Annotated in this window: 22 protein-coding genes, 1 rRNA gene and 1 pseudogene; 15 read left to right on the plus strand and 9 right to left on the minus strand. The window is 53.1% G+C overall.

The features are described 5' to 3' along the window. Nucleotides 1-10 precede the first annotated feature (10 nt). Nucleotides 11-1550 (minus strand): 16S ribosomal RNA (locus tag ACLHV9_RS24325). Nucleotides 1551-2004: 454 nt separating this feature from the next. On the opposite strand from ACLHV9_RS24325, the gene ACLHV9_RS24330 reads away from it, so the two are divergent. Together ACLHV9_RS24330 and mdtD are read left to right on the plus strand one after the other, a co-directional pair. Further along, nucleotides 2005-2712 carry a FadR/GntR family transcriptional regulator gene (locus ACLHV9_RS24330; RefSeq protein WP_028017749.1) on the plus strand — a complete coding sequence of 236 codons (708 nt, stop codon included), beginning with the start codon at nt 2005-2007 and terminating at the stop codon, nt 2710-2712. Next, the gene (mdtD, locus tag ACLHV9_RS24335) at nt 2709-4142 is read left to right on the plus strand and encodes a multidrug transporter subunit MdtD (protein ID WP_407221156.1); all 1434 of its coding nucleotides are present in this window, start codon (nt 2709-2711) and stop codon (nt 4140-4142) included. Before ACLHV9_RS24330 ends, mdtD begins: the two co-directional genes overlap by 4 nt. Here the strand turns inward: mdtD and rbsR are convergent. The 7 genes and pseudogenes from rbsR to kup all read right to left on the minus strand — a co-directional run bounded on the left by rbsR (nt 4108) and on the right by kup (nt 12024). Further along, nucleotides 4108-5099: pseudogene (rbsR, locus tag ACLHV9_RS24340) on the minus strand (ribose operon transcriptional repressor RbsR). The gene mdtD and the pseudogene rbsR overlap by 35 nt on opposite strands. A gap of 3 nt (nt 5100-5102) precedes the next feature. Continuing rightward, nucleotides 5103-6032, minus strand: coding sequence for a ribokinase (rbsK, locus tag ACLHV9_RS24345; protein ID WP_028017752.1), 930 nt, complete (start codon nt 6030-6032; stop codon nt 5103-5105). A gap of 106 nt (nt 6033-6138) precedes the next feature. After that, entirely contained in the window at nt 6139-7029 is an 891-nt protein-coding gene (gene rbsB / locus ACLHV9_RS24350; RefSeq protein ID WP_028017753.1) for a ribose ABC transporter substrate-binding protein RbsB, read from the minus strand. A 27-nt stretch (nt 7030-7056) separates the two neighbouring features. Continuing rightward, nucleotides 7057-8022: a ribose ABC transporter permease gene (gene rbsC, locus ACLHV9_RS24355; RefSeq protein WP_028017754.1), complete on the minus strand. Its 966-nt coding sequence runs from the start codon at nt 8020-8022 to the stop codon at nt 7057-7059. Between the two features lie 4 nt (nt 8023-8026). Next, on the minus strand, nt 8027-9532 hold the full coding sequence (rbsA, locus tag ACLHV9_RS24360) for a ribose ABC transporter ATP-binding protein RbsA (RefSeq protein WP_128348491.1): 1506 nt from the start codon (nt 9530-9532) through the stop codon (nt 8027-8029). A 7-nt stretch (nt 9533-9539) separates the two neighbouring features. Then, nucleotides 9540-9959, minus strand: coding sequence for a D-ribose pyranase (rbsD, locus tag ACLHV9_RS24365; RefSeq protein ID WP_003862392.1), 420 nt, complete (start codon nt 9957-9959; stop codon nt 9540-9542). Nucleotides 9960-10155: 196 nt separating this feature from the next. Continuing rightward, entirely contained in the window at nt 10156-12024 is a 1869-nt protein-coding gene (kup, locus tag ACLHV9_RS24370) for a low affinity potassium transporter Kup (protein ID WP_028017756.1), read from the minus strand. Nucleotides 12025-12247: 223 nt separating this feature from the next. On the opposite strand from kup, the gene ravA reads away from it, so the two are divergent. Both ravA and viaA read left to right on the plus strand, forming a co-directional pair. Then, nucleotides 12248-13744 carry an ATPase RavA gene (ravA, locus tag ACLHV9_RS24375; RefSeq protein ID WP_407221158.1) on the plus strand — a complete coding sequence of 499 codons (1497 nt, stop codon included), beginning with the start codon at nt 12248-12250 and terminating at the stop codon, nt 13742-13744. Continuing rightward, a complete protein-coding gene (gene viaA / locus ACLHV9_RS24380; protein ID WP_407221159.1) occupies nt 13738-15189 on the plus strand; it encodes an ATPase RavA stimulator ViaA in 1452 nt (483 codons plus the stop codon). The genes ravA and viaA overlap by 7 nt, the downstream gene beginning before the upstream one ends. On the opposite strand, the gene asnA is transcribed toward viaA, so the two are convergent. Further along, the gene (gene asnA, locus ACLHV9_RS24385) at nt 15190-16182 is read right to left on the minus strand and encodes an aspartate--ammonia ligase (protein WP_407221160.1); all 993 of its coding nucleotides are present in this window, start codon (nt 16180-16182) and stop codon (nt 15190-15192) included. It lies immediately after the preceding gene. A gap of 151 nt (nt 16183-16333) precedes the next feature. Here asnA and asnC point away from each other — a divergent pair, with 151 nt between their 5' ends. From asnC to atpG, 11 genes are all read left to right on the plus strand, one after another. Continuing rightward, entirely contained in the window at nt 16334-16792 is a 459-nt protein-coding gene (gene asnC, locus ACLHV9_RS24390) for a transcriptional regulator AsnC (RefSeq protein WP_008500198.1), read from the plus strand. Nucleotides 16793-16882: 90 nt separating this feature from the next. After that, nucleotides 16883-17332, plus strand: a complete 450-nt coding sequence (gene mioC, locus ACLHV9_RS24395) for an FMN-binding protein MioC (protein WP_108089273.1) — start codon at nt 16883-16885, stop codon at nt 17330-17332. A gap of 374 nt (nt 17333-17706) precedes the next feature. Further along, entirely contained in the window at nt 17707-19596 is a 1890-nt protein-coding gene (mnmG, locus tag ACLHV9_RS24400) for a tRNA uridine-5-carboxymethylaminomethyl(34) synthesis enzyme MnmG (protein WP_014072433.1), read from the plus strand. A 108-nt stretch (nt 19597-19704) separates the two neighbouring features. Then, a complete protein-coding gene (gene rsmG / locus ACLHV9_RS24405; RefSeq protein WP_108089275.1) occupies nt 19705-20328 on the plus strand; it encodes a 16S rRNA (guanine(527)-N(7))-methyltransferase RsmG in 624 nt (207 codons plus the stop codon). A 616-nt stretch (nt 20329-20944) separates the two neighbouring features. Beyond that, entirely contained in the window at nt 20945-21325 is a 381-nt protein-coding gene (atpI, locus tag ACLHV9_RS24410) for a F0F1 ATP synthase subunit I (RefSeq protein ID WP_008500194.1), read from the plus strand. Nucleotides 21326-21333: 8 nt separating this feature from the next. Next, a complete protein-coding gene (gene atpB, locus ACLHV9_RS24415; protein ID WP_023309789.1) occupies nt 21334-22149 on the plus strand; it encodes a F0F1 ATP synthase subunit A in 816 nt (271 codons plus the stop codon). A gap of 49 nt (nt 22150-22198) precedes the next feature. Then, the gene (gene atpE, locus ACLHV9_RS24420) at nt 22199-22438 is read left to right on the plus strand and encodes a F0F1 ATP synthase subunit C (protein WP_000429386.1); all 240 of its coding nucleotides are present in this window, start codon (nt 22199-22201) and stop codon (nt 22436-22438) included. Between the two features lie 48 nt (nt 22439-22486). Further along, nucleotides 22487-22957: a F0F1 ATP synthase subunit B gene (atpF, locus tag ACLHV9_RS24425; protein ID WP_003862370.1), complete on the plus strand. Its 471-nt coding sequence runs from the start codon at nt 22487-22489 to the stop codon at nt 22955-22957. Nucleotides 22958-22971: 14 nt separating this feature from the next. Next, nucleotides 22972-23505: a F0F1 ATP synthase subunit delta gene (atpH, locus tag ACLHV9_RS24430; RefSeq protein WP_028017763.1), complete on the plus strand. Its 534-nt coding sequence runs from the start codon at nt 22972-22974 to the stop codon at nt 23503-23505. 12 nt (nt 23506-23517) lie between these two features. Further along, complete coding sequence (gene atpA, locus ACLHV9_RS24435) at nt 23518-25059, plus strand: F0F1 ATP synthase subunit alpha (RefSeq protein WP_028017764.1); 1542 nt, start codon at nt 23518-23520, stop codon at nt 25057-25059. A 51-nt stretch (nt 25060-25110) separates the two neighbouring features. Beyond that, nucleotides 25111-25974 (plus strand): F0F1 ATP synthase subunit gamma, encoded by an 864-nt coding sequence (gene atpG, locus ACLHV9_RS24440; protein WP_023333921.1) that lies wholly within the window; start codon nt 25111-25113, stop codon nt 25972-25974. Nucleotides 25975-25999 lie beyond the last annotated feature (25 nt).

The following is a 25999-nucleotide window of genomic DNA, read 5'->3' on the forward strand; positions in this document are numbered from 1 at the left end:
TTCTTTAAGGTAAGGAGGTGATCCAACCGCAGGTTCCCCTACGGTTACCTTGTTACGACTTCACCCCAGTCATGAATCACAAAGTGGTAAGCGCCCTCCCGAAGGTTAAGCTACCTACTTCTTTTGCAACCCACTCCCATGGTGTGACGGGCGGTGTGTACAAGGCCCGGGAACGTATTCACCGTAGCATTCTGATCTACGATTACTAGCGATTCCGACTTCATGGAGTCGAGTTGCAGACTCCAATCCGGACTACGACGCACTTTATGAGGTCCGCTTGCTCTCGCGAGGTCGCTTCTCTTTGTATGCGCCATTGTAGCACGTGTGTAGCCCTACTCGTAAGGGCCATGATGACTTGACGTCATCCCCACCTTCCTCCAGTTTATCACTGGCAGTCTCCTTTGAGTTCCCGGCCGGACCGCTGGCAACAAAGGATAAGGGTTGCGCTCGTTGCGGGACTTAACCCAACATTTCACAACACGAGCTGACGACAGCCATGCAGCACCTGTCTCAGAGTTCCCGAAGGCACCAAAGCATCTCTGCTAAGTTCTCTGGATGTCAAGAGTAGGTAAGGTTCTTCGCGTTGCATCGAATTAAACCACATGCTCCACCGCTTGTGCGGGCCCCCGTCAATTCATTTGAGTTTTAACCTTGCGGCCGTACTCCCCAGGCGGTCGATTTAACGCGTTAGCTCCGGAAGCCACTCCTCAAGGGAACAACCTCCAAATCGACATCGTTTACGGCGTGGACTACCAGGGTATCTAATCCTGTTTGCTCCCCACGCTTTCGCACCTGAGCGTCAGTCTTTGTCCAGGGGGCCGCCTTCGCCACCGGTATTCCTCCAGATCTCTACGCATTTCACCGCTACACCTGGAATTCTACCCCCCTCTACAAGACTCTAGCCTGCCAGTTTCGAATGCAGTTCCCAGGTTGAGCCCGGGGATTTCACATCCGACTTGACAGACCGCCTGCGTGCGCTTTACGCCCAGTAATTCCGATTAACGCTTGCACCCTCCGTATTACCGCGGCTGCTGGCACGGAGTTAGCCGGTGCTTCTTCTGCGAGTAACGTCAATTGCTGAGGTTATTAACCTCAACACCTTCCTCCCCGCTGAAAGTACTTTACAACCCGAAGGCCTTCTTCATACACGCGGCATGGCTGCATCAGGCTTGCGCCCATTGTGCAATATTCCCCACTGCTGCCTCCCGTAGGAGTCTGGACCGTGTCTCAGTTCCAGTGTGGCTGGTCATCCTCTCAGACCAGCTAGGGATCGTCGCCTAGGTGAGCCGTTACCCCACCTACTAGCTAATCCCATCTGGGCACATCTGATGGCAAGAGGCCCGAAGGTCCCCCTCTTTGGTCTTGCGACGTTATGCGGTATTAGCTACCGTTTCCAGTAGTTATCCCCCTCCATCAGGCAGTTTCCCAGACATTACTCACCCGTCCGCCGCTCGTCACCCGAGAGCAAGCTCTCTGTGCTACCGCTCGACTTGCATGTGTTAGGCCTGCCGCCAGCGTTCAATCTGAGCCATGATCAAACTCTTCAATTTAAAAGTTTGATGCTCAATGAATTAAACTTCGTAATGAATTACGTGTTCACTCGTTGAGACTTGGTATTCATTTTTCGTCCGAGGACGTTAAGAATCCATGTCACTTTGAGTGCCCACACAGATTGTCTGATAAATTGTTAAAGAGCAGTGCCGCTTCGTTTTCGCTGCGGCGCGGGTGTGCATATTACGCTTTCCCGCTACAGAGTCAAGCGTTTATTTTGCTTTTCTCTGCTGACCCGGCGGCGTGTGTGCCGTTGTTCCGTGTCAGTGGAGGCGCATTATAGGGAGTTATTCCGACGTGACAAGAGGAAATTTAAAAAAAGTTTTCATCCGTGTCTTTTTTCACCAACAGCGATGAAATCAAGCTACAAATTGTTCTATTTGATGTATCTGCAACCACAATCACACTCGAGGTGGCATAATTATCAGCATGAATCTTTAAGGAATAAAAGCGATGCCATTAAGCGCACAACAGCTGGCCGCCCAAAAAAACCTGTCGTATGTGCTGGCAGAGAAGCTGGCTCAGCGGATTTTAGCGGGTAAATATGCCCCAGGCAGCATCCTGCCGGGTGAAATGGAGCTGGGTGAGCAGTTTGGAGTGAGTCGTACAGCAGTTCGTGAAGCGGTGAAAACCCTAACGGCAAAAGGTATGGTGCTTCCACGTCCCCGCATCGGCACACGTGTCATGCCACAGAGTAACTGGAATTTTCTCGATCAGGAGCTGCTCTCCTGGTGGATGACGGAAGATAACTTTCATCAGGTTGTCGATCACTTTCTGGTGATGCGCAGCAGTCTTGAACCACAGGCGTGCCTGCTTGCCGCAACGCTTGGTACAGCAGAACAGAAAGCACAGCTCAACGCGTTAATGGAAGAGATGGTGTTCCTGAAAAAGCACTTCAACCGGGAACGCTGGGTTGAGGTCGATATGGCCTGGCATGAACATATCTATATGATGAGTGCCAATCCGTTCCTCACCTCTTTTGCTTCTTTATTTCATTCGGTGTACCACACTTACTTTACCTCTATTACACAAGACGAAGTGGTTAAACTGGATTTGCATCAGGCGATAGTGGATGCCATTCAGGAAAGCGACGGGCAGCGAGCCCTGAGTGCGTGCCAGGCATTGCTGGCCGCGCCAACCCACCAGCAGGTAAATAAATGACAAAGAAAAAAGCGCGCAGCATGGCCGGATTACCGTGGATTGCAGCCATGGCGTTTTTTATGCAGGCACTGGATGCCACCATCCTCAACACAGCGCTTCCCGCTATTGCGCAAAGCCTTAACCGCTCCCCGCTGGCGATGCAGTCCGCCATCATCAGCTACACCCTGACGGTCGCGATGTTAATTCCGGTCAGTGGCTGGCTGGCCGACCGCTTCGGCACCCGCAGAGTTTTCATGTTGGCCGTAACGCTCTTTACGCTCGGCTCGCTGGCTTGTGCGCTCTCCTCATCCTTAACGGAGCTGGTTATCTTCCGCGTATTACAAGGTATTGGCGGAGCGATGATGATGCCCGTGGCACGCCTTGCCTTGCTGCGAGCCTATCCTCGAAGCGAACTGCTTCCCGTGCTCAACTTCGTCACCATGCCAGGCCTGGTTGGCCCGATACTTGGCCCGGTACTTGGTGGTGTGTTTGTCACCTGGGCAAGCTGGCACTGGATCTTCCTGATTAATATTCCTATTGGCGTTGCCGGGCTACTGTATGCCCGCAAATATATGCCGAACTTCACCACGCCAAGACGCAGCTTCGACATGGGAGGCTTTTTCCTGTTTGGACTGAGCCTGGTGCTCTTCTCAAGCGGGATGGAACTGTTTGGTGAGAAGATCGTAGCAACATGGATTGCGCTCTCCGTCATCCTCAGCGGTATTCTGCTGTTCCTTCTTTATATACGTCACGCGCGCCGTCACCCGACACCGTTAATCTCACTCGGACTCTTTAACACCCGAACGTTTTCCGTAGGGATTGCAGGCAACATTGCGTCACGTCTGGGGACGGGTTGCGTACCGTTTCTGATGCCATTGATGCTGCAGGTCGGTTTCGGCTACCCGGCACTGATTGCTGGCTGCATGATGGCACCCACGGCAATGGGCTCGATTCTGGCAAAATCAACGGTTACACAGGTGCTGCGCTGGTTTGGCTATCGTAAGACGCTGGTTGGCGTAACGGTCTTTATCGGTCTGATGATTGCGCAGTTCTCTCTGCAATCCGCCGCCCTTCCCGTATGGATGTTGATCCTGCCGTTATTTGTGCTGGGCATGGCGATGTCAACGCAGTTTACGTCGATGAATACCATCACGCTGGCAGATCTGACGGACGAGAACGCCAGCAGCGGCAACAGCGTGCTGGCGGTGACGCAACAGCTGTCGATCAGTCTTGGGGTGGCCGTAAGTGCGGCGGTACTGCGGTTTTATGAAGGTTTTGACAGCACGAATACCGTCGAGCAATTCCACTATACGTTTATCACGATGGGCGTTCTCACCGTCGTTTCAGCGCTGGTCTTTATGCTGTTAAAACCGAAAGACGGCCGAAACCTGATTAAAGAGCGTCACAAAGAGAAAGCTAAACCGAACCGCGTTCCATCAGAACAGGAGTAAGCTGCAGGCGTTGCTGTTGCAGCGTGGGCTGCGCCATACGGTGGATCAACACATCGATGGCCAGCTCGCCCAGTTCATCCTTCGGCTGATGAATCGTGGTCAGCGGTGGGGTCATGTAGCTAGCCAGTTCGATATCATCGTAACCAATTACCGCCATATCATCCGGAACGCGCAAGCCTGCCTGATATAACGCCTGATAGGCGCCAAATGCCATGGCATCGTTGCCGATAAAGACGGCCTGCGGACGCTGCGGCTGCGCCAGCAAGGTCTGCATCGCTTCAAAGCCACCGTGAAACTCAAAATCACCGGTAATACGGTAGCCTTCGGGCACAGAAAACCCCGCCCGGGCCATAGCAGAGAGATACCCTTCCAGACGCAAACGCGCCGGGGTTTTATCCAGCGGACCGGTAATACAGGCAATGCGGGTGTAACCTTTATCGATCAGATACTGGGTGGCCATGTCGCCCCCAGCAGGGAGTTATCCTGAATCAGATCGCTGGTACCGTCGAACGGTGCCCAGTCCATCATCACCGTGGGAATAGAGGGATAACGCTGGATAATCTCTTTCGAGGGCTGGTGTGTTTCGGTACAGAGCAGCAGTAGCCCGTCGACGCGTTTTTGCATCAGCGTCTCCAGGTTGCGGTTCATTCTCTGCTCGTCACCTTCGGTATTGCACAGCACCAGGCTGTAGCCACGCTCGAAGCAACTAAGCTCTACACCTCGCACAAGCTCAGAATAGAAAGGGTTGGTACTGGCCGTAATCAGCATACCAATAGTGCGCGTCTGGTTGAGCTTAAGACTACGCGCCAGCGCAGATGGCGCATAGTTGAGTTCTTTTACCGCAGCTTCGACTTTCTCCCGAATCGCCTCGCTGACGAAGCGATCGTTGTTTATAACGTGAGAGACCGTCGAGGTAGAAACACCCGCCATACGGGCGACATCTTTCATTGTTGCCAAGCGTTACCCCTGCTGACTTAAGAATTCATCGATCTCTTTACGCCACGGAACGGAAGGCTGGGCCCCTTTGCGCGTCACGGCAATCGCGGCAGCAGCATGTGCAAAACGGATCGCATCATCCATTCGCTTGCCTTCCAGTAGCGCGGTCACCAGCGCACCATTGAAGGTGTCTCCAGCAGCGATGGTGTCAATCGCTTTCACCTTAAAGCCCGGCACTCGACGGCCTTCGCCATTGACGCTTGCCCACACCCCACGGCTACCAAGGGTGATAATCACGGTACCGATGCCTTTATCATGCAATGCACGTGCAGCTCGCGCGGCATCGTCATCATTTTCGACACGAATGCCTGTCAGCTTTTCCGCTTCGGTTTCGTTTGGCGTAATGATGTCCACCAGCGCCAGCAGCTCGTCTGATAATACACGGGCAGGAGCGGGATTAAGTACGACAGTGGTATGATTTTCATGCGCAATTTTGGCGGCGGCCAGCACGCTTTCAACCGGTGACTCCAGTTGCATCAGCAACGCTTCGGCATTCGCAATGATCTCACGTTGCGCTTCTACGCGCTCTGTTGTCAGAGCAGCGTTGGCACCAGCATGAATACCGATGACATTCTCACCTTCTGCGTTGACGAAAATCAGCGCCACGCCGGTAGATTCCCCTGCAACCACGCTGACCGGTGCGATATCGATATTATCGCTCGCCAGCTGTTTGCGTACGCGCTCACCGGTATCGTCATCACCCGTGCAGGCGATAAACGCAATATTCGCCCCACTGCGACCGGCGGCGACGGCCTGGTTTGCACCTTTACCGCCAAATGCCACCTGATACTGGTTACCCGTGACCGTTTCGCCCGGTGTAGGGAATGATTCAAGGTTAAGAATGTGATCGGCATTGATACTGCCAAGGACGACGAGGTTGCCTGCGGTTTTCATGGTTGGGTTGTCCATCTGAGAGCGCCACCGGTGTTACCCGGTGGCGTATGCCACACTTTTCTTTATTGGTGTCCCTCAGGCAGCCGCTGGCTGCCTGATTCGCCTTTTACTGCTTGATGACCAGTTTCAGGTCAACAGGGTATTTGGCCTGAACTTTTTCGCCCTTCAGCACTTTGTCGGCAGTTTCAACGCCAGTCGCGCCAATCTGCTCCGGCAACTGAGCGATGGTCGCAGCCAGTTTGCCATCGTTTACTGCTTTTTCACCATCCGGCGTACCGTCAAATCCGACAACCATCACATCAGATTTACCTGCAGTCTGCAGGGCACGCAGCGCACCCAGTGCCATTTCGTCGTTCTGCGCGAATACTGCCTGCACGTCAGGATGTGCGGTCAGCAGGTTCTGCATCACGTTCAGACCTTTAGTACGGTCGAAATCGGCAGGCTGGCTGGCCAGGACGTTAAATTTGTGTGCAGCAACGGCCTGCTGGAAGCCTTCGCCACGTTCACGGGCAGCAGAGGTACCCGCGATACCCTGTAATTCGATAACTTTCGCGCCTTCACCGGCTTTCTTCGCGATGTAATCACCCGCGATTTTACCGCCCAGCACGTTATCAGACGCAATGTGGCTGACCACGTCACCTTTAGAGGCCTGACGGTCCAGGGTGATCACCGGGATCTTCGCCTGGTTTGCCATTTTAACGGCATTACCTACGGCATCAGAATCAGTTGGGTTGATCAGCAGAATTTTGGTACCACGAACGGTTAAGTCCTGAACGTTAGCCAGCTCTTTCGCCGGGTTGTTCTGGGAATCCAGCACCACCAGGTTGTAGCCCAGTTTGTCCGCTTCTTTCTGCGCGCCATCCTTCAGAGAGACGAAGAACGGGTTGTTCAGCGTGGAGATAACCAGCGCGATGGTGTCTTTCGCCATAGCGTTAGCACTTACGGTTGCGCTCAGCGCGACAGCAGAAACCAGGGTAGCCAGTTTTTTCATGTTCATATCTAAGATGTCCTGTAGTGTCGTCAGTTACTGTTTTTTGTTGTCTACCAGTACCGCCAGCAAAATCACCACTGCCTTAACGATCATCTGGTAATAGGAGGAAACACCTAACAAATTCAAACCATTATTCAGGAAACCGAGAATCAGTGCGCCGATCAATGTCCCAACAATGCGACCTTTACCACCCGCAAGACTCGTACCGCCCAGAACCACTGCCGCAATGGCATCCAGCTCATAACCCGTGCCCGCCGTTGGCTGCGCGGAGGAGAGGCGCGCCACTTCGATGATGCCTGCCAGAGAAGCCAGCAAGCCGCACAGGGAATAAACGATAATTTTAACTTTATTGACGCTAATCCCGGACAAACGCGTTGCCGCTTCGTTACCGCCCAGCGCATAGATATAACGACCCAGACGGGTGTGATGCAGCATGTACCACGCCGCCAGGAAGACGATAGCCATGATCCAGACCGGGGTCGGAATACCCAGCGGGCGGCCGATACCGAACCAGCCAAACAGATCGGCGTTATCGGTAAAGCCGGTGTTCACCGGGCTGCCGTTGGTGTAAACCATGGTCACACCGCGCAGCAACAGCATCATCACCAGCGTCGCGATGAACGCCTGAACACGCCCTTTCGCCACAATCACGCCGGTCACGGCACCGATTGCCGCCCCAGCAGCCAGCGCTGCAGCCACGGCCACCAGCGCGTTAACCTCAACACCGACAAGGGAAGCGGCGATCGCACCGGTGAGCGCCAGCAGGGAACCAACGGACAGATCGATCCCTGAGGTCAAAATCACCAGCGTCATCCCGACCGCCATAATGGCGTTTACAGAAGTCTGCTGAAGGATATTGAACAGGTTATTAACGGTGAAAAAGTTCGGACTCATGGTCGACACAATCGCGATCAGCACCAGCAGGGCAATCAGCGATTTTTGTTCCATCAGCCATGCCTTTGTGAAATAACGGCGACCAGAAACAGCCTGGGTAGTCATCTTCTTACTCCTGATTCACGCGATTAAGCTTGCCCACAGCGGCAGCCATCAGAACTTCCTGGGTGGCCTGCTCGCGAGTGAATTCACCGCCGAGATGCCCTTCATGCATGACGATAATGCGATCGCTCATGCCTAATACTTCTGGCATCTCGGAAGAGACCAGAATGATGCTCAGACCGTCGGCCTTGAACTGGTTGATCAGCTGATAAATCTCTTTCTTCGCGCCGACATCCACACCGCGGGTGGGTTCATCGAGGATTAGCACTTTCGGGCGCGTCATCAGACCACGCGCAATCGCCACCTTCTGCTGATTACCACCGGACAACAGGCCAATTGCCTGCTCCATCGACGGTGTTTTGACGTTAAACAGACGGATAAAATCGCTGACCGCCTGCTGTTCGTCTTTGTGTTTCAGCGTACCACCGCTGTGACTGAAATAGCGCAGTGCGGTAAGCGACATGTTCTCTTTAACCGACATGCCCAGCACTAAGCCATCGCGCTTACGGTCTTCAGAAATATAGACAATGCCATTCGCCAGACCATCTTGCGGAGAGCGGGTGACCACTTCATGACCGTCGAGGGTGACATAACCGCTGGTGCGCGGCAGTGCGCCGTACAACACTTTCATCAGCTCGGTACGCCCAGCGCCCATCAGGCCCGCCACACCGAGGATTTCCCCCTGACGCAGGGTAAAGGTCACATCGTTCACACCTGGACCGCAGAGGTTGTCCACCTTCAGGCGGATCTCACCCGGCGCTTTATCCAGATGCGGGTATTGATCTTCGAGCTTACGTCCCACCATCATTTCGATGAGCGTATCTTCGGTCAGCGTGGCGACTTCGCGCTCGGCAATAAACTGTCCGTCGCGGAAAACGGTGACGTCATCGCAGATTTCGAAGATCTCTTTCATGCGGTGAGAGATATAGACAATCCCGCGCCCCTGCGACTTCAGCTCGCGGATAACGCGGAACAGGGATTCGGTTTCGGTATCGGTCAGGGCGTCAGTCGGTTCATCCATAATGATGACCTTCGACTCAAAACTCAGCACTTTCGCGATTTCCACCATCTGCTGATCGCCAATGGAAAGTTCACCCACCAGTCGGTCGCTCTTAAAGCGCAGGTTCAGCTTCGCCAGCAGTTTATCCGCTTCGGCATACATGGTTTTCCAGTCGATTTTACCGAACCGGTTTACGAACTCGCGACCTAGGAAGATATTCTCCGCAATGGTCAGCTGCGGGATCAGGTTCAGCTCCTGGTGAATAATACCGATACCCGCTTCCTGAGAGGATTTCGGGCCATTGAAGGTGGTCTCTTTACCCAGCCAGACGAGTGAGCCGGCATCACGTTGGTAGATCCCGGTCAGCACTTTCATCATGGTGGATTTGCCAGCGCCGTTTTCGCCCACCAGCGCCATCACGCGCCCGGGGTAGACGTTCAGCGCCGCACCGGAGAGGGCTTTTACGCCCGGGAACGACTTATCGATCCCTTTGAGTTGCAGTAATGCGTCCATGATGGCCTCAGAAGGTGACGCCAGCACAGAGAATGATATTCGCATACGGGGAACACTCCCCGCTGCGAATCACCGCCTGACTGTCTGCGGTTTGTTGTTTGAACTGCTCGTGCGTTGTGTAACGAATTTCTATGGTGTTTCCCTGGTGTTGTTGCAGTTGCTCAATATGGCTGAGCAACGTTTCGTGGAGTTGCGGATTATGTTGTTTGATTTCCGCCGCGAGAATGGCCGCCTCAACCTGCATCTCCGCCGTCACGACTTCCAGTACCTGCATAAACGAAGGAACACCCTGCGTTAACGCCATATCAATACGGGTTGTGCTACGCGGAACCGGTAAGCCTGCATCGCAAACCACCAGCGTATCGGTATGCCCAAGACGGGAAATAACCGACGAGATTTCTGAGTTGAGTACAGTGCCTTTCTTCATTTTCTTGCTCCACTAGCGAAACGTTTCGCTAAAATCAGTTTAGTCTCAACGGTGTTCAGAAAACCACCATGACGTAACAGATTTGTGATCGACGTCGAAACGTTTCGCTAAGTGAAATGTAGAGACAATTATGGAGGGTAGGCAGGGGGGTTTGTAAGCCGGGTAAGCGCAGCGCCACCCGGCATTTAATGCAGGCTTAAATCTCGACCTGTGTACCCAGCTCAATCACTCGGTTAGGCGGGATCTCAAACTGGTCAGGCGCACGCAGGGCGTTACGTTGCAGGATAAGGTACAACTTGCCGCGCAGGCGCAGATACCACGGACGCTTGCCAATAATCAGTGACTCGTGTGACATGAAGAATGACGTCTCCATCATCCGGCAGCTCAGCCCTTCCAGGCCGCAGCGGTGGAAGACCTCTTCCACGTTTGGCGTTTCACGCCAGCCGTAGCTTGCCACCACGCGCCAGAAGGTAGGCGACAATTGCTCAATCTGAACACGACGCACATTGTGAACATACGGTGCATCTTCGGTGCGCAACGTCAACAGAATCACACGCTCGTGCAATACCTTGTTGTGCTTAAGATTATGCATCAACGCAAACGGGATCACGTTCAAGGCACGAGACATGTACACCGCAGTTCCCGGTACACGCACTGGCGGGGATTTCTCCAGCGACGCAATCATCGCCTCCAGAGAATTTCCGTGTTCGTGCATACGACGCAGCAGACGGAAGCGCTCGCTTTTCCATGTGGTCATGACAATAAACATCACCAGACCCAGCGTCAGCGGTAGCCAGCCACCGGAAACAATCTTGTCGAGGTTCGCGGAGAACAGCGGCACGTCGATACACAGGAAGCCCACCAAAATCATCGCCACGAGGAATTTATTCCAGTGCCAGTTTCGGTACGCGACCGTAGTGGAGAGGATCGACGTCAGCACCATGGTACCGGTGACCGCAATACCGTACGCCGCCGCCAGGTTGCTGGAATGCTCGAAGCTGACGATGACGATCACCACAGCGAAATAGAGCAGCCAGTTAACGAACGGGATGTAGATCTGGCCCGACTCCATCTCTGAGGTATGGATGATGCGCATAGGTGAGAGATACCCCAGACGCACGGCCTGGCGCGTCAGAGAAAACACGCCTGAAATCACCGCCTGAGAGGCAATGACGGTCGCCAGCGTCGCCAGAATCAGCATCGGTACCAGTGCCCAGTCAGGGGCCAGCAGGAAGAATGGGTTCTTTATCGCTTCCGGATTTTTGAGCAACAGCGCGCCCTGGCCGAAGTAGTTCAGCACCAGAGACGGCAGTACCACAATAAACCAGGCCACGCGGATAGGCAGTTTCCCGAAGTGTCCCATGTCAGCATACAGCGCTTCAACGCCGGTGATGGAGAGCACAACCGCCCCCAGCGCCACGAAGGAAACCACTTTGTATTCGAGGAAGAAATTCACGGCCCAGTAGGGGTTTAGCGCTTGCAGCACTTCCGGGTTAGCAATAATGCTGCGTAAACCAAGCGCCGCCAGGATCAGGAACCAGGCCAGCATAATCGGCGCGAACAGTTTCCCCACCAGCCCGGTACCGTGCTTCTGGATCATAAACAGCAGCGTCAGGACAATAATGGCCAGAGGAACAACCCAGGAATCAAGCTGCGGGGCAATAATCTCCAGCCCCTCTATCGCCGAAAGCACTGAGATAGCAGGCGTGATGACGACTTCCCCATAGAAGAAACTGCCGCCAATCAGGCCGATGATGACCAGCACCGACGTCATTCTGGCTGACGTGTTACGCCCGGCAAGGGACATCAGGGTCAGGATACCGCCTTCGCCTGCGTTATCAGCGCGCATAACAAAGGAGAGATATTTAACAGAAACCACCAGGATCAGCAGCCAGAAGATGAGGGACAGGAAGCCAAATACGGCATCGCGTTCAACACCAAAGCCAAACTGGCCGGACAGACATTCACGAAGCGTATAAAGCGGGCTGGTGCCGATATCACCGTAGACAACCCCGATCGCCGCAAGCGTAATTGCGGGTAATGATTGCTTATTATCAGTGCTCATAGACTAGTCTTTTCGTTTAAATAACAAATGTGTTCCTGGTCCCTTGGTCCACAAAAAGCGCACAGTATGCCTGATTCGTTGCAAAATCGTACCCCTAAATGCAACCGCATTAATGTAGCGCAAAGAAAATTGCGCCGCACTTCAGTCTATTACCAGCCCTGGCTGAAACGTCTATACTCGCTTCAATTGGCCGCCACGACGGCGAAAGGATGCAAAAACTATTATGGCTCACTCACATTTATTAGCAGAAAGAATTTCCCGCCTCAGCAGCGCGCTGGAAAAAGGCCTTTTCGAGCGTAGCCACGCCATCCGCCTCTGTTTACTGGCGGCGTTGAGCGGCGAAAGCGTATTTCTGCTGGGTCCACCGGGTATCGCCAAAAGCCTGATTGCCCGCCGACTGAAATTTGCCTTTCAGAACGCCCGCGCCTTCGAATACCTGATGACCCGCTTTTCCACCCCTGAAGAAGTTTTCGGCCCGCTGTCCATTCAGGCGCTGAAAGATGAGGGGCGTTACCAGCGTCTGACGGAGGGGTATCTACCTGAAGCGGAGATTGTTTTTCTCGATGAAATCTGGAAAGCGGGACCGGCCATTCTGAACACCCTGCTCACGGCGATAAACGAACGTCGGTTCCGCAACGGTGCCAGTGAAGAGAAAATCCCGATGCGTCTGCTGGTGGCCGCCTCCAACGAACTCCCCGAGGCCGACAGCAGCCTTGAAGCACTGTATGACCGCATGTTGATCCGCCTGTGGCTGGACAAAGTGCAGGATAAATCCAACTTCCGCTCTATGCTGGTGAGCCAGCAGGATGAGAATGAAAACCCGGTCTCCGCTTTGCTTCAGGTTACCGATGAGGAATATCAGCAGTGGCAGCAGGAGATCGGCAAAATCAAACTGCCAGATGCCGTCTTCGAGCTGATCTTCATGCTGCGCCAGCAGCTCGATTTACTCCCTTCAGCGCCCTATGTCTCCGATCGTCGCTGGAAAAAAGCAATCCGCCTGCTGCAGGCCAGTGCCCTGTTCAGCGGCCGTGATGCCGTTGCGCCAATCGATCTGATCCTGCTGAAAGATTGCCTCTGGCACGACGCAGAAGGCATGAACCTGATGCAGCAACAGCTTGAAATATTGATGACCGGACACGCCTGGGGACAACAGGCGATGCTCAACCAGCTTGGTGCTATTGCCCAACGACGCATCCAGTTACAGCAGCAACAAAGTGATAAAACAGCGCTGAAAGTGAACCGGCTGGGTGGAATGTTCGCCCGCAAACCTCACTACGAATTATCCGCCGAGCTGACCAGCCCGACGCTTACCCTGCTACTCCAGCAACCGCTAAAGCTCCATGATATGCAGGTTGTACACGTTACGATTGAGCGCGAGCCGCTATCGCAATGGCTGGATAAAGGTGGAGAAATCCGCGGAAAACTCAACGGCATCGGTTTCGCGCAGCCGCTAAATATGGAAGTGGACAGTAGCCAGCATCTGGTGATCCGCGATGTGAGCCTGCAGGGATCGCGTCTTGCACTGCCAGGCACCGCCTCTGACAGCGTTCCTGAAGAGATTAAGCAGCAGCTGGAAGCGCTGGATACCGAATGGCACCAGCAACACACCCGCTTTAGCGAGCAGCAAAAATGCCTCTTTATACATAGCGACTGGTTAGGTCGCATTGAAGCCAGCCTGCAGGATGTGAGCATACAGATTAAACAGGCGCGTCAATGCTAACGCTGGATACGCTTAACATCATGCTGGCCGTCAGCGAAGAAGGGTTGATCGAAGAGGTGGTCATTACCCTTCTGGCGTCGCCGCAGCTGGCCGCATTCTTTGAAAAATTTCCGAAGCTTAAAAAAGCGATGACGGACGATCTCCCACGCTGGCGTGAAAACTTGCGTCAGCGGTTCAAAGAGACCGAGGTCCCCCCTGAGTTAACGGAAGAGGTGGCCTGTTATCAGCAGTGCCAGCGGCTCTCAACGCCACAGTTTATCGTTCAGCTTCCGCAAACCCTGACATTGCTCGACAACGTCCACTCCCCGTTTGCCAGCCAGGCCCGGGCGCTGATCACGGATAACGCCACCTTCACGCCCGCGTTGCACACTCTCTTTTTACAGCGCTGGCGCCTCAGCCTTGTCGTTCAGGCCACAACATTGAACCAGCAACTGCTGGATGAGGAGCGTGAACAACTGCTCAGTGAAGTTCAGGAACGCATGACCTTAAGCGGTCAGCTCGAGCAGGTACTGGTGGAAAATGAAAACGCCGCCGGGCGTCTCTGGGATATGAGCGCCGGTCAGCTTCGGCGCGGGGATTATCAGCTGATCGTCAAGTACGGCGATTTTCTGGCACAGCAGCCCGAACTGATGAAACTCGCAGAACAGCTGGGCCGTTCAAGGGAGGCAAAGTCAGTCCCAAAGAAAGATGCCCCGATGGAAACCTTCCGCACCCTGGTACGCGAACCGGCAACCGTTCCCGAGCAGGTCGACGGGCTTCAGCAAAGCGATGATATTTTGCGCCTGCTGCCCACCGAACTCAGCACGCTGGGAATGACTGAACTAGAGTATGAGTTTTACCGTCGGCTGGTGGAAAAGCAGCTTCTTACTTACCGGCTACACGGCGAAGCCTGGCGCGAGAAGCTCAGCCAGAGGCCAGTCGTCCACCAGGATTTTGATGAACAGCCGCGCGGACCTTTTATTGTTTGCGTGGATACGTCCGGATCGATGGGCGGGTTTAATGAGCAATGTGCGAAGGCATTCTGTCTGGCTCTGATGCGCGTGGCGCTCGCCGATCGCCGTCGCTGCTTCATCATGCTCTTCTCCAGCGAGGTGGTGGGTTATGAGCTGACGAACCAGCAGGGTATCGAACAGGCGATCCGCTTTTTAAGCCAGCGTTTTCGCGGCGGCACGGATTTAGCCAGCTGTTTTCGTAGCATTGTGGAGAGAATGCAGGGTGGCGACTGGTACGACGCTGACGCGGTGGTAATTTCCGATTTTATTGCCCAGCGTCTGCCGGATGATGTGGTGAATAAAGTGAAGGAGTTACAGCGGGTGCATCAGCACCGTTTCCACGCGGTGGCGATGTCCGCCCATGGAAAACCCGGCATCATGCGCATCTTCGATCATATCTGGCGCTTCGATACCGGGTTGCGTAGCCGCCTGCTCAGACGCTGGCGGCGTTAATCACAGAAGGGAGCCAACGCTTTCGCGTACTTGCTGCGGCCAGACGCCACACTGAACCTGACCGATATGTGGCAACTGAAGCAGTAACATGGTCAGACGGGACTGGCCGATACCGCCACCGATGGTCTGCGGCATTTCCCCGCGTAGCAGCGACTGGTGCCACTCTAATTTGAGACGATCTTCGTCGCCAGTAACGGCCAGCTGACGCTTCAGCGCATCAGCATCCACGCGGATCCCCATAGAAGAAAGCTCAAACGCATCTTCCAGCACCGGGTTCCAGACCAGGATATCGCCGTTCAGACCCGCGTATTCGCTCTCACCACGGGTGCTCCAGTCATCATAATCCGGCGCACGAACGTCGTGGCGTTTGCCGTCAGACAGTTTGCCGCCGATCCCCATCAGAAACACAGCACCTAATTCTTTGGCGATTGCGCGTTCACGGCCTTTAGCATCCAGATCCGGGAAACGGCTCAGCAGCTCCTGGCTGTGCACAAAGTGGATCGTATCCGGCAGGAACGGTGCCAGACCAAACTCTTTGCTTACAGCCGCTTCGGTCGCTTTGATCCCAGCGTAGATCGCCTCAACGGTGGATTTCAGCGTACCGACATGGCGCTCGGCATCACCCATTACGCGCTCCCAGTCCCACTGATCAACGTAGACGGAGTGAATTGGAGTAAGGTGGTCTTCATCGGGGCGAAGGGCTTTCATGTGCGTGTAGAGCCCTTCGCCCGCGCTGAAGTCGTGTTGTCCCAGGGTTTGACGCTTCCATTTCGCAAGGGAGTGAACCACTTCGAACTGGGCATCTGGCAGTGTTTTCACTTTCACCTGCACCGCTTTTTCGCTTCCAGATAAGTTATCCTGCGTCCCGTCACCCACGCGGCTCAGAATGGGAGCCTGGACTTCAATCAGTCCAAGTTTATCTTCCAGCTGGCGTGAAAAATGGGATTTAACGAAACTGATCTGGCGTTGTTTTGCGATATAAGCGGTTTTCATTATTTATACTCCTGCGTCCTGTTGCTATTGATTAAGCAACAGAAATGGCACCTTATTCAATAACCAATCAACAAAAAGCCTCCTTCACTTTTGATTCGATAAAATAAACCGCTAGAATAGAGTGATTCATTAATCTTCATAAGAAAAAGCTATGGAAAATTATCAGATCGACAATCTCGACCGCGGCATCCTGGAGGCCTTAATGGCTAATGCCCGTACCGCCTACGCCGAACTGGCAAAACAGTTTGGTGTCAGCCCGGGAACAATCCATGTTCGCGTAGAGAAGATGAAACAGGCGGGGATCATTACCGGCGCACGCATTGACGTCAGCCCCAAACAGCTGGGTTATGACGTTTGCTGCTTTATCGGTATCATTCTTAAAAGCGCAAAAGACTACCCTTCTGCCCTGGCAAAGCTGAACGCACTCGATGAAGTCACAGAAGCCTATTACACCACCGGGCATTACAGCATCTTTATAAAAGTCATGTGTCGATCCATAGACGCCCTCCAGCAGGTACTTATCAACAAGATCCAAACAATCGATGAAATTCAGTCCACTGAGACCCTGATCTCTCTGCAAAACCCGATCATGCGTACCATCCGCCCGTGATCGGGCAAATTCATTCCCACATTTTCCACAGGTAGATCCCAGCTCGTTCACAGCGTACAATGGCCGCCTCTTTATCTGAGCGAGCGATCAATGGCTGACATTACTCTTATCAGTGGCAGCACCCTGGGCGGTGCGGAATACGTTGCGGAACATCTGGCTGAGAAGCTGGAAGAAGCAGGTTTTTCCACAGAGACACTGCACGGACCGCTGCTTGAAGATCTCCCGACTGATGGGATCTGGCTGCTGATCACCTCCACACATGGCGCAGGCGACCTGCCGGATAACCTGCAACCTTTATATGACGAACTGCAGGAACAACAACCAGACCTGTCCAACGTCCGTTTTGGCGCGGTAGGTATCGGAAGTCGTGAATATGACACCTTCTGTGGCGCAATAGAGAAAGTTGAGGCCGCTGTTACCGCCTGTGGTGCAAAACAGCTGGGTGAAACGCTGAAGATCAACATCCTCGATCATGATATTCCGGAAGATCCAGCCGAGATCTGGCTGGCAGAATGGAAAAATTTACTCAAAAACGATTAAAGATCGCGCGAACAGATGTGGATAACTCTGGTTAAAAGCTCGTATTAAGCCGTAGTTATCCAAATAACAACTCTGGTATGGTTTTTGACCTGTGCATAAAGTGGCGATCTGATCCCAGCTTATACGGTCCAGGATCACCGATCATTCACAGCAAACGATCCTTTCTAACCGCATGATCTTATTTGCCGGATCGGACTTATCCACAGAGGTCGGCGATCCTAATAAGAGATCACAATAGAACAGATCTCTAAATAAAAAGATCTTCTTTTTAATAGCCCAGGATCCCAATGCTTTCTCGAAAGACTAAAGTTGAGTAGAATCCACGGCCCGGGCTTCAATCCATTTTCATACCGCTTTACGCGAGGCAGACCACCATGTTTTATCAGGATCCTTTTGACGTCATTATCATTGGCGGGGGTCATGCAGGCACTGAGGCCGCAATGGCCGCAGCGCGAATGGGTCAGCAGACCCTGCTTTTGACACACAATATCGACACGCTTGGACAGATGTCCTGTAACCCGGCGATTGGCGGCATTGGGAAAGGACACCTGGTAAAAGAAGTGGATGCACTTGGCGGCCTGATGGCGAAAGCGATCGATCATGCTGGCATTCAGTTTAGGATACTAAACGCGAGTAAAGGCCCTGCGGTACGAGCAACCCGTGCCCAGGCTGACCGCGTGCTTTACCGTCAGGCGGTACGTACTGCACTGGAGAATCAGCCAAACCTGATGATCTTCCAGCAGGCAGTTGAAGATCTTATCGTTGAGAACGATCGTGTTGTGGGTGCCGTAACCCAGATGGGCCTCAAGTTCCGCGCGAAAGCCGTGGTGCTGACCGTGGGCACATTCCTCGACGGTAAAATTCATATTGGTCTGGATAACTACAGCGGTGGACGTGCTGGCGATCCGCCGTCGATTCCACTGTCTCGCCGTCTGCGTGAACTGCCGTTGCGCGTCAGCCGCCTGAAAACGGGCACACCTCCACGTATTGATGCGCGCACCATTGATTTCAGCGTGCTGGCGCAACAGCACGGTGATAACCCAATGCCCGTGTTTTCGTTCATGGGCAATGCGGCGCAACATCCGCAGCAGGTACCTTGCTACATCACGCATACCAACGAGAAAACCCATGACGTGATCCGCAATAACCTCGATCGCAGCCCAATGTACGCAGGCGTGATTGAAGGGATCGGCCCACGCTACTGCCCGTCGATCGAAGACAAAGTGATGCGTTTTGCCGATCGCAACCAGCACCAGATCTTCCTGGAGCCGGAAGGACTGACCTCAAACGAAATTTACCCGAATGGCATCTCCACCAGCCTGCCGTTCGATGTGCAGATGCAAATTGTTCGCTCAATGCAGGGGATGGAGAATGCGAAAATTGTTCGTCCTGGCTACGCTATTGAGTACGATTTCTTCGATCCTCGTGACCTGAAGCCAACCCTGGAAAGCAAATTCATCCACGGTCTGTTCTTCGCGGGGCAGATTAACGGCACCACCGGCTACGAAGAAGCGGCTGCACAGGGTCTGCTTGCCGGTCTGAACGCCGCGCGCTTCTCTGCTGAGAAAGAGGGCTGGGCACCAGGCCGTTCTCAGGCGTATCTGGGTGTGCTGGTCGACGATCTCTGCACGCTGGGCACAAAAGAACCGTACCGTATGTTTACCTCGCGCGCGGAATACCGCCTGATGTTGCGCGAAGACAACGCCGACCTGCGTCTGACCGAAATGGGTCGCGAGCTGGGTCTGGTCGATGACGAACGCTGGGCGCGTTTCAACGAGAAGCTGGAGCGTATTGAACAGGAACGTCAGCGGCTGAAAACCACCTGGGTGAATCCGCAGGCGGAAACTGCAGCCGAAGTGAACGCTCACTTGACTGCACCGCTGTCGCGCGAAGCCAGCGGCGAAGATTTGCTGCGCCGTCCTGAAGTCACCTATGAGAACCTGGTCAAACTGACCGCGTTCGCACCGGGCCTGGAAGACGCTGAAGCGGCAGAGCAGGTTGAAATCCAGGTTAAATACGAAGGTTATATCGCGCGCCAGCAGGATGAGATTGAAAAACAGCAGCGCAACGAAAACACGCTGCTGCCGGAGATGCTGGACTATCGTCAGGTCACTGGTCTTTCCAACGAAGTGATCGCCAAGCTGAACGATCATAAACCTGTGTCGATTGGCCAGGCATCCCGCATATCGGGCGTTACTCCGGCCGCGATTTCGATTCTGCTGGTGTGGTTAAAAAAACAGGGCATGCTGCGTCGCAGCGCGTAATGCTCTGAACATTGCCCGGTGGAGCTGCGCTTACCGGGCCTACAGAATTCCATAGGGCGGGTAAGCGAAGCGCCACCCGCCACTTAAGTTTCTCAACAGGTATTCACCGTGCTCAACAAACTCTCTCGTCTGCTGGATCAGGCAGGTATTTCGCTCACCGATCACCAGAAAAATCAGCTGGTGGCCTACGTCGATATGCTGAACAAATGGAACAAAGCGTACAACCTAACCTCAGTACGAGATCCTAACGAGATGCTGGTACGCCATATTCTCGATAGCATTGTGGTTGCGCCTTATCTGAAAGGTGAACGCTTTATTGATGTGGGGACAGGCCCTGGTCTACCAGGGGTTCCGCTGTCGATTGTTCGTCCTGAGAGCCAGTTCACGTTGCTGGATAGCCTTGGCAAGCGCGTACGCTTTTTACGTCAGGTACAGCATGAGCTGAAGCTTGAGAACATCACGCCCGTGCAGAGCAGGGTAGAGGAGTTCCCGGCGGAGCCACCGTTTGATGGTGTTATCAGCCGCGCGTTTGCTTCGCTCAATGATATGGTGAGCTGGTGTAAGCACTTGCCTGCAGATAATGGCCGTTTTTATGCGCTGAAAGGGCAGTTGCCTGGTGATGAGATTGAACAGCTTCCGGATGGTTTTGCTGTTGAATCCATCGAGAAATTAAATGTTCCTCAACTCGATGGGGAACGTCACCTGGTGATAATTAAGCCAAACAATTTTTAAAAAATTAATAAAAAATGTGGAATTTGTGCTGTTCTTACCATGTTAAAAAACAGCACAACTACTTGGGTTTTACCAGACAGCTTTTAACCTCGTTTTTACTAAGGTTTTTCTTACGTTTAACCTGACAGTTATTCTTCACTATGAAGATAGTCAATAGCGAAAATATAAGTCTGCTAAAAATGGAAGGCAGAAACCAGAACGCAATGTTAATTATTTATTAAGAATGTCAATGAAAGGTTTTTATTGTGTACGGGGCTGTTTTGAAAATAGTTACGACATTTTGTGTTTGATTTCATAAAGATATATTTAAGCGATTTGCGCCTTTGATTAATACAACCTTATCGCAAATGTGTGTTTTGTGATCTCGTGCACGCTTTGTTGTCAACGTTTTCGCGCTGTTTGCACTTTTGGTCGAAGGTCGATGCTTTCTGAGAAAGTTAAAAAATAGCGGTGGGGAAAAATATTTAAACATTTATTCACCTTTTCGCTACTTAATGTTTGAAATCACGGGTGCGCACCGTATAATTTGACCGCTTTTTGATGCTTGACTCTGAGCCTTAAAGGACGTTTTATACGACACGCGGCATACCTCGAAGGGAGCAGGAGTAAAAACGTGATGTCTGTGTCGCTCTTGAGTAGAAACGTTGCTCGTAAGCTTCTGTTCATTCAGTTTCTGGCTGTGATAGCAAGTGGACTGCTGTTTAGCCTCAAAGACCCCTTCTGGGGCATCTCCGCCGTGTGCGGGGGTTTGGCGGTTGTACTGCCAAACGTGTTGTTTATGATTTTTGCCTGGCGTCATCAGGCGCATACACCCGCCAAAGGCCGCGTGGCCTGGTCCTTCGCCCTCGGCGAAGTGTGTAAGGTGTTGCTGACCTTTGCTCTACTGGTGATGGCGCTGGCGGTTTTGAAAGTGGTCTTCATGCCGCTGATAGCTACGTGGGTTTTGGTGCTGGTGGTACAAGTTCTGGCTCCAGCTGTAATCAATAACAAAGGGTAAAAGGCATCATGGCTTCAGAAAATATGACGCCGCAGGATTACATAGGTCACCATCTGAATAACCTTCAGCTGGACCTGCGTACATTCTCGCTGGTGGATCCACATAACCCCCCGGCCACCTTCTGGACGATCAACATCGACTCCATGTTCTTCTCGGTGGTTTTGGGTCTTCTGTTCCTGGCCATGTTCCGCGGTGTTGCTAAAAGAGCGACCAGCGGTGTTCCAGGGAAATTCCAGACGTTCATCGAAATGATCATCGGCTTCGTCCATGGCAGCGTCAAAGACATGTACCATGGCAAGAGCAAGCTGATTGCTCCGCTGGCCCTGACCGTGTTCGTTTGGGTCTTCCTGATGAACCTGATGGACCTGCTGCCTATCGATCTGCTGCCGTTTATCGGCGAGCACATCTTCGGCCTGCCTGCACTGCGCGTGGTTCCGTCCGCAGACGTGAACATCACCCTGTCGATGGCGCTGGGCGTGTTTATCCTGATTCTTTTCTACAGCATCAAAATGAAAGGCGTAAGCGGCTTTGTGAAAGAGCTTACCTTGCAGCCGTTCAACCACTGGGCGTTTATTCCGGTCAACCTGATCCTGGAAGGCGTTAGCCTGCTGTCCAAACCTGTATCACTGGGTCTGCGACTGTTCGGCAACATGTATGCGGGTGAGCTGATTTTCATTCTGATCGCGGGTCTTCTGCCGTGGTGGTCACAGTGGATTCTTAATGTGCCATGGGCCATTTTCCACATCCTGATCATTACGCTGCAAGCCTTTATCTTCATGGTTCTGACGATCGTCTATCTGTCGATGGCGTCTGAAGAGCACTGATTTTTTACCAACACTACTACGTTTTAATTGAAACAAACTGGAGACTGTCATGGAAAACCTGAATATGGATCTGCTGTACATGGCTGCCGCTGTGATGATGGGTCTGGCGGCTATCGGTGCTGCGATCGGTATCGGCATCCTCGGGGGCAAATTCCTGGAAGGCGCTGCGCGTCAACCTGATCTGATTCCTCTGCTGCGTACTCAGTTCTTTATCGTTATGGGTCTGGTGGATGCTATCCCAATGATCGCTGTAGGTCTGGGTCTGTACGTGATGTTTGCTGTCGCGTAGTAGTAGTTTTAAAACCCTAAGCCACAGAAATTAAAGAGGTATTGTGCTGTGAACATGAACGCAACAATCCTCGGCCAGGCCATCGCGTTTATTCTCTTTGTCTGGTTCTGCATGAAGTATGTATGGCCGCCATTAATGGCTGCCATCGAAAAACGTCAGAAAGAAATTGCTGACGGTCTGGCTTCTGCAGAACGCGCTAAGAAAGATTTGGACCTTGCACAGGCCAACGCGACAGACCAGCTGAAAAAAGCGAAAGCGGAAGCTCAGGTTATCATCGAACAGGCTAACAAACGCCGTTCGCAGATCCTGGACGAAGCCAAAGCTGAAGCAGAACAGGAACGTACTAAGATCGTGACACAGGCTCAGGCTGAAATTGAAGCTGAGCGTAAACGTGCTCGTGAAGAACTGCGTAAGCAGGTTGCGATTCTGGCTGTTGCTGGCGCCGAGAAGATCATCGAACGTTCCGTGGATGAAGCTGCTAACAGCGACATCGTGGACAAACTTGTCGCTGAACTGTAAGGAGGGAGGGGCTGATGTCTGAATTTGTTACGGTAGCTCGCCCCTACGCCAAAGCAGCTTTTGACTTTGCTATCGAACACCAAAATGTCGATCGCTGGCAGAATATGCTGGCGTTTGCCGCTGAGGTGACGAAAAACGAACAAATGGCCGAGTTGCTTTCCGGTGCGTTAGCACCTGAAACTCTCGCCGCGTCGTTTATCGCCGTGTGCGGAGAGCAACTGGATGCCAACGGCCAGAACCTGATTAAGGTAATGGCAGAAAATGGTCGTCTCCGTGTGCTCCCGGATGTTCTCGAGCAGTTTGAGCACTTACGTGCCCTTAGTGAAGCTACTGCTGAAGTTGAAGTAACTTCTGCGACTGAACTGAGTAATGAACAGCTTGCGAAAATTACCGCCGCGATGGAAAAACGTCTGTCACGCAAAGTTAAGCTGAATTGCAAAATCGATAAGTCTGTAATGGCAGGCGTAATCATCCGTTCGGGTGATATGGTCATTGATGGCAGCGTACGCGGCCGTCTTGAGCGCCTTGCAGACGTCTTGCAGTCTTAAGGGGACTGGAGCATGCAACTGAATTCCACCGAAATCAGCGAACTGATCAAGCAGCGCATTGCTCAGTTCAATGTTGTGAGCGAAGCTCACAATGAAGGTACTATTGTTTCTGTAAGTGACGGTGTTATCCGCATTCACGGCCTGGCCGATTGTATGCAGGGTGAGATGATTTCCCTGCCGGGTAACCGTTACGCTATCGCACTGAACCTGGAGCGCGACTCCGTAGGTGCAGTTGTGATGGGTCCATACGCTGACCTCGCCGAAGGCATGAAGGTTAAGTGTACTGGCCGTATTCTGGAAGTGCCGGTTGGCCGTGGCCTGCTGGGTCGCGTAGTTAACACCCTGGGTGCACCAATCGACGGTAAAGGTCCGGTTGAGCACGATGGCTTCTCCCCAATCGAAGTTATCGCACCAGGCGTTATCGATCGTCAGTCCGTAGATCAGCCTGTTCAGACAGGTTATAAGTCCGTTGATGCCATGATCCCAATCGGTCGTGGTCAGCGTGAACTGATCATCGGTGACCGTCAGACCGGTAAAACCGCGATGGCTATCGACGCCATCATCAACCAGCGTGATTCCGGCATCAAATGCGTGTACGTGGCTATCGGCCAGAAAGCGTCCACCATTTCTAACGTGGTTCGTAAACTGGAAGAGCACGGCGCACTGGCTAACACCATTGTTGTTGTTGCTACCGCTTCTGAATCTGCTGCACTGCAATACCTGGCGCCATACGCGGGTTGTGCAATGGGCGAATACTTCCGTGACCGCGGTGAAGATGCACTGATCGTATACGATGACCTGTCTAAACAGGCTGTTGCTTATCGTCAGGTTTCCCTGCTGCTCCGTCGTCCACCTGGACGTGAAGCGTTCCCTGGCGACGTATTCTACCTCCACTCTCGTCTGCTGGAGCGTGCTTCCCGCGTTAACGCGGAATACGTCGAGAACTTCACCAAAGGTGAAGTGAAGGGTAAAACGGGCTCTCTGACCGCACTGCCGATCATTGAAACCCAGGCGGGTGACGTTTCTGCGTTCGTTCCGACCAACGTAATTTCCATTACCGATGGTCAGATCTTCCTGGAAACCAACCTGTTTAACTCCGGTATTCGTCCGGCGGTTAACCCGGGTATCTCCGTATCCCGTGTTGGTGGTGCTGCTCAGACCAAGATCATCAAGAAACTGTCCGGTGGTATCCGTACCGCGCTGGCACAGTATCGTGAACTGGCTGCGTTCTCTCAGTTCGCATCCGATCTGGACGAAGCAACCCGTAAACAGCTGAGCCACGGTCAGAAAGTGACCGAGCTGCTGAAGCAGAAACAGTACGCACCAATGTCTGTTGCTCAGCAGGGCCTGGTACTGTTCGCGGCTGAACGCGGTTACCTCGAAGATGTGGAACTGGCGAAAATCGGTAGCTTCGAAGCCGCTCTGCTGGCTTACGTCGACCGTGATCACGCTCCGCTGATGCAAGAGATCAACCAGACCGGTGGCTATAACGACGAAATCGAAGGCAAGCTGAAAGCTATCCTCGATTCCTTCAAAGCAACCCAATCCTGGTAATCGTCCGGCGGCTTGTCTCAGGACAAGCCGCCTGGCATTGAGGAGAAGCTCATGGCCGGCGCAAAAGAGATACGTAGTAAGATCGCAAGCGTCCAGAACACGCAAAAGATCACTAAAGCGATGGAGATGGTCGCCGCTTCCAAAATGCGTAAATCGCAGGATCGCATGGCGGCCAGCCGTCCTTATGCAGAAACCATGCGCAAAGTGATTGGTCACCTTGCAAACGGTAATCTGGAATATAAGCACCCTTACCTGGAAGAACGCGACGTTAAGCGCGTGGGCTACCTGGTGGTGTCGACCGACCGTGGTCTGTGTGGCGGCTTGAACATTAACCTGTTCAAAAAACTGCTGGCGGATATGAAAGCATGGTCTGAAAAAGGCGTTCAGTGCGATATCGCAATGATCGGCTCTAAAGGCGTCTCTTTCTTTAACTCCGTTGGTGGCAACATTGTCGCTCAGGTGACCGGTATGGGTGATAACCCGTCCCTGTCCGAACTGATCGGCCCGGTTAAAGTGATGTTGCAGGCCTACGATGAAGGCCGTCTGGACAGACTGTACGTTGTCAGCAACAAATTCATTAACACCATGTCTCAGGTTCCAACGCTCACTCAGATGCTGCCTTTACCGGCATCAGAAGATGATGAGCTGAAGCACAAAGCCTGGGATTACCTGTATGAACCCGATCCGAAACCGCTGCTGGATACCCTGCTGCGTCGTTACGTTGAATCTCAGGTTTATCAGGGCGTTGTAGAAAACCTGGCCAGCGAGCAGGCCGCACGAATGGTGGCGATGAAAGCCGCGACCGATAATGGCGGCAGCCTGATTAAAGAGCTGCAGTTGGTTTACAACAAAGCTCGTCAGGCCAGCATTACTCAGGAACTCACCGAGATCGTCTCGGGGGCCGCCGCGGTTTAACCAGGTTTACGAATTACGTAGAGGA

The sequence above is a fragment of the Enterobacter sp. CPE_E890 genome (assembly GCF_046521475.1).
GTDB classification, from domain to species: domain Bacteria; phylum Pseudomonadota; class Gammaproteobacteria; order Enterobacterales; family Enterobacteriaceae; genus Enterobacter; species Enterobacter adelaidei.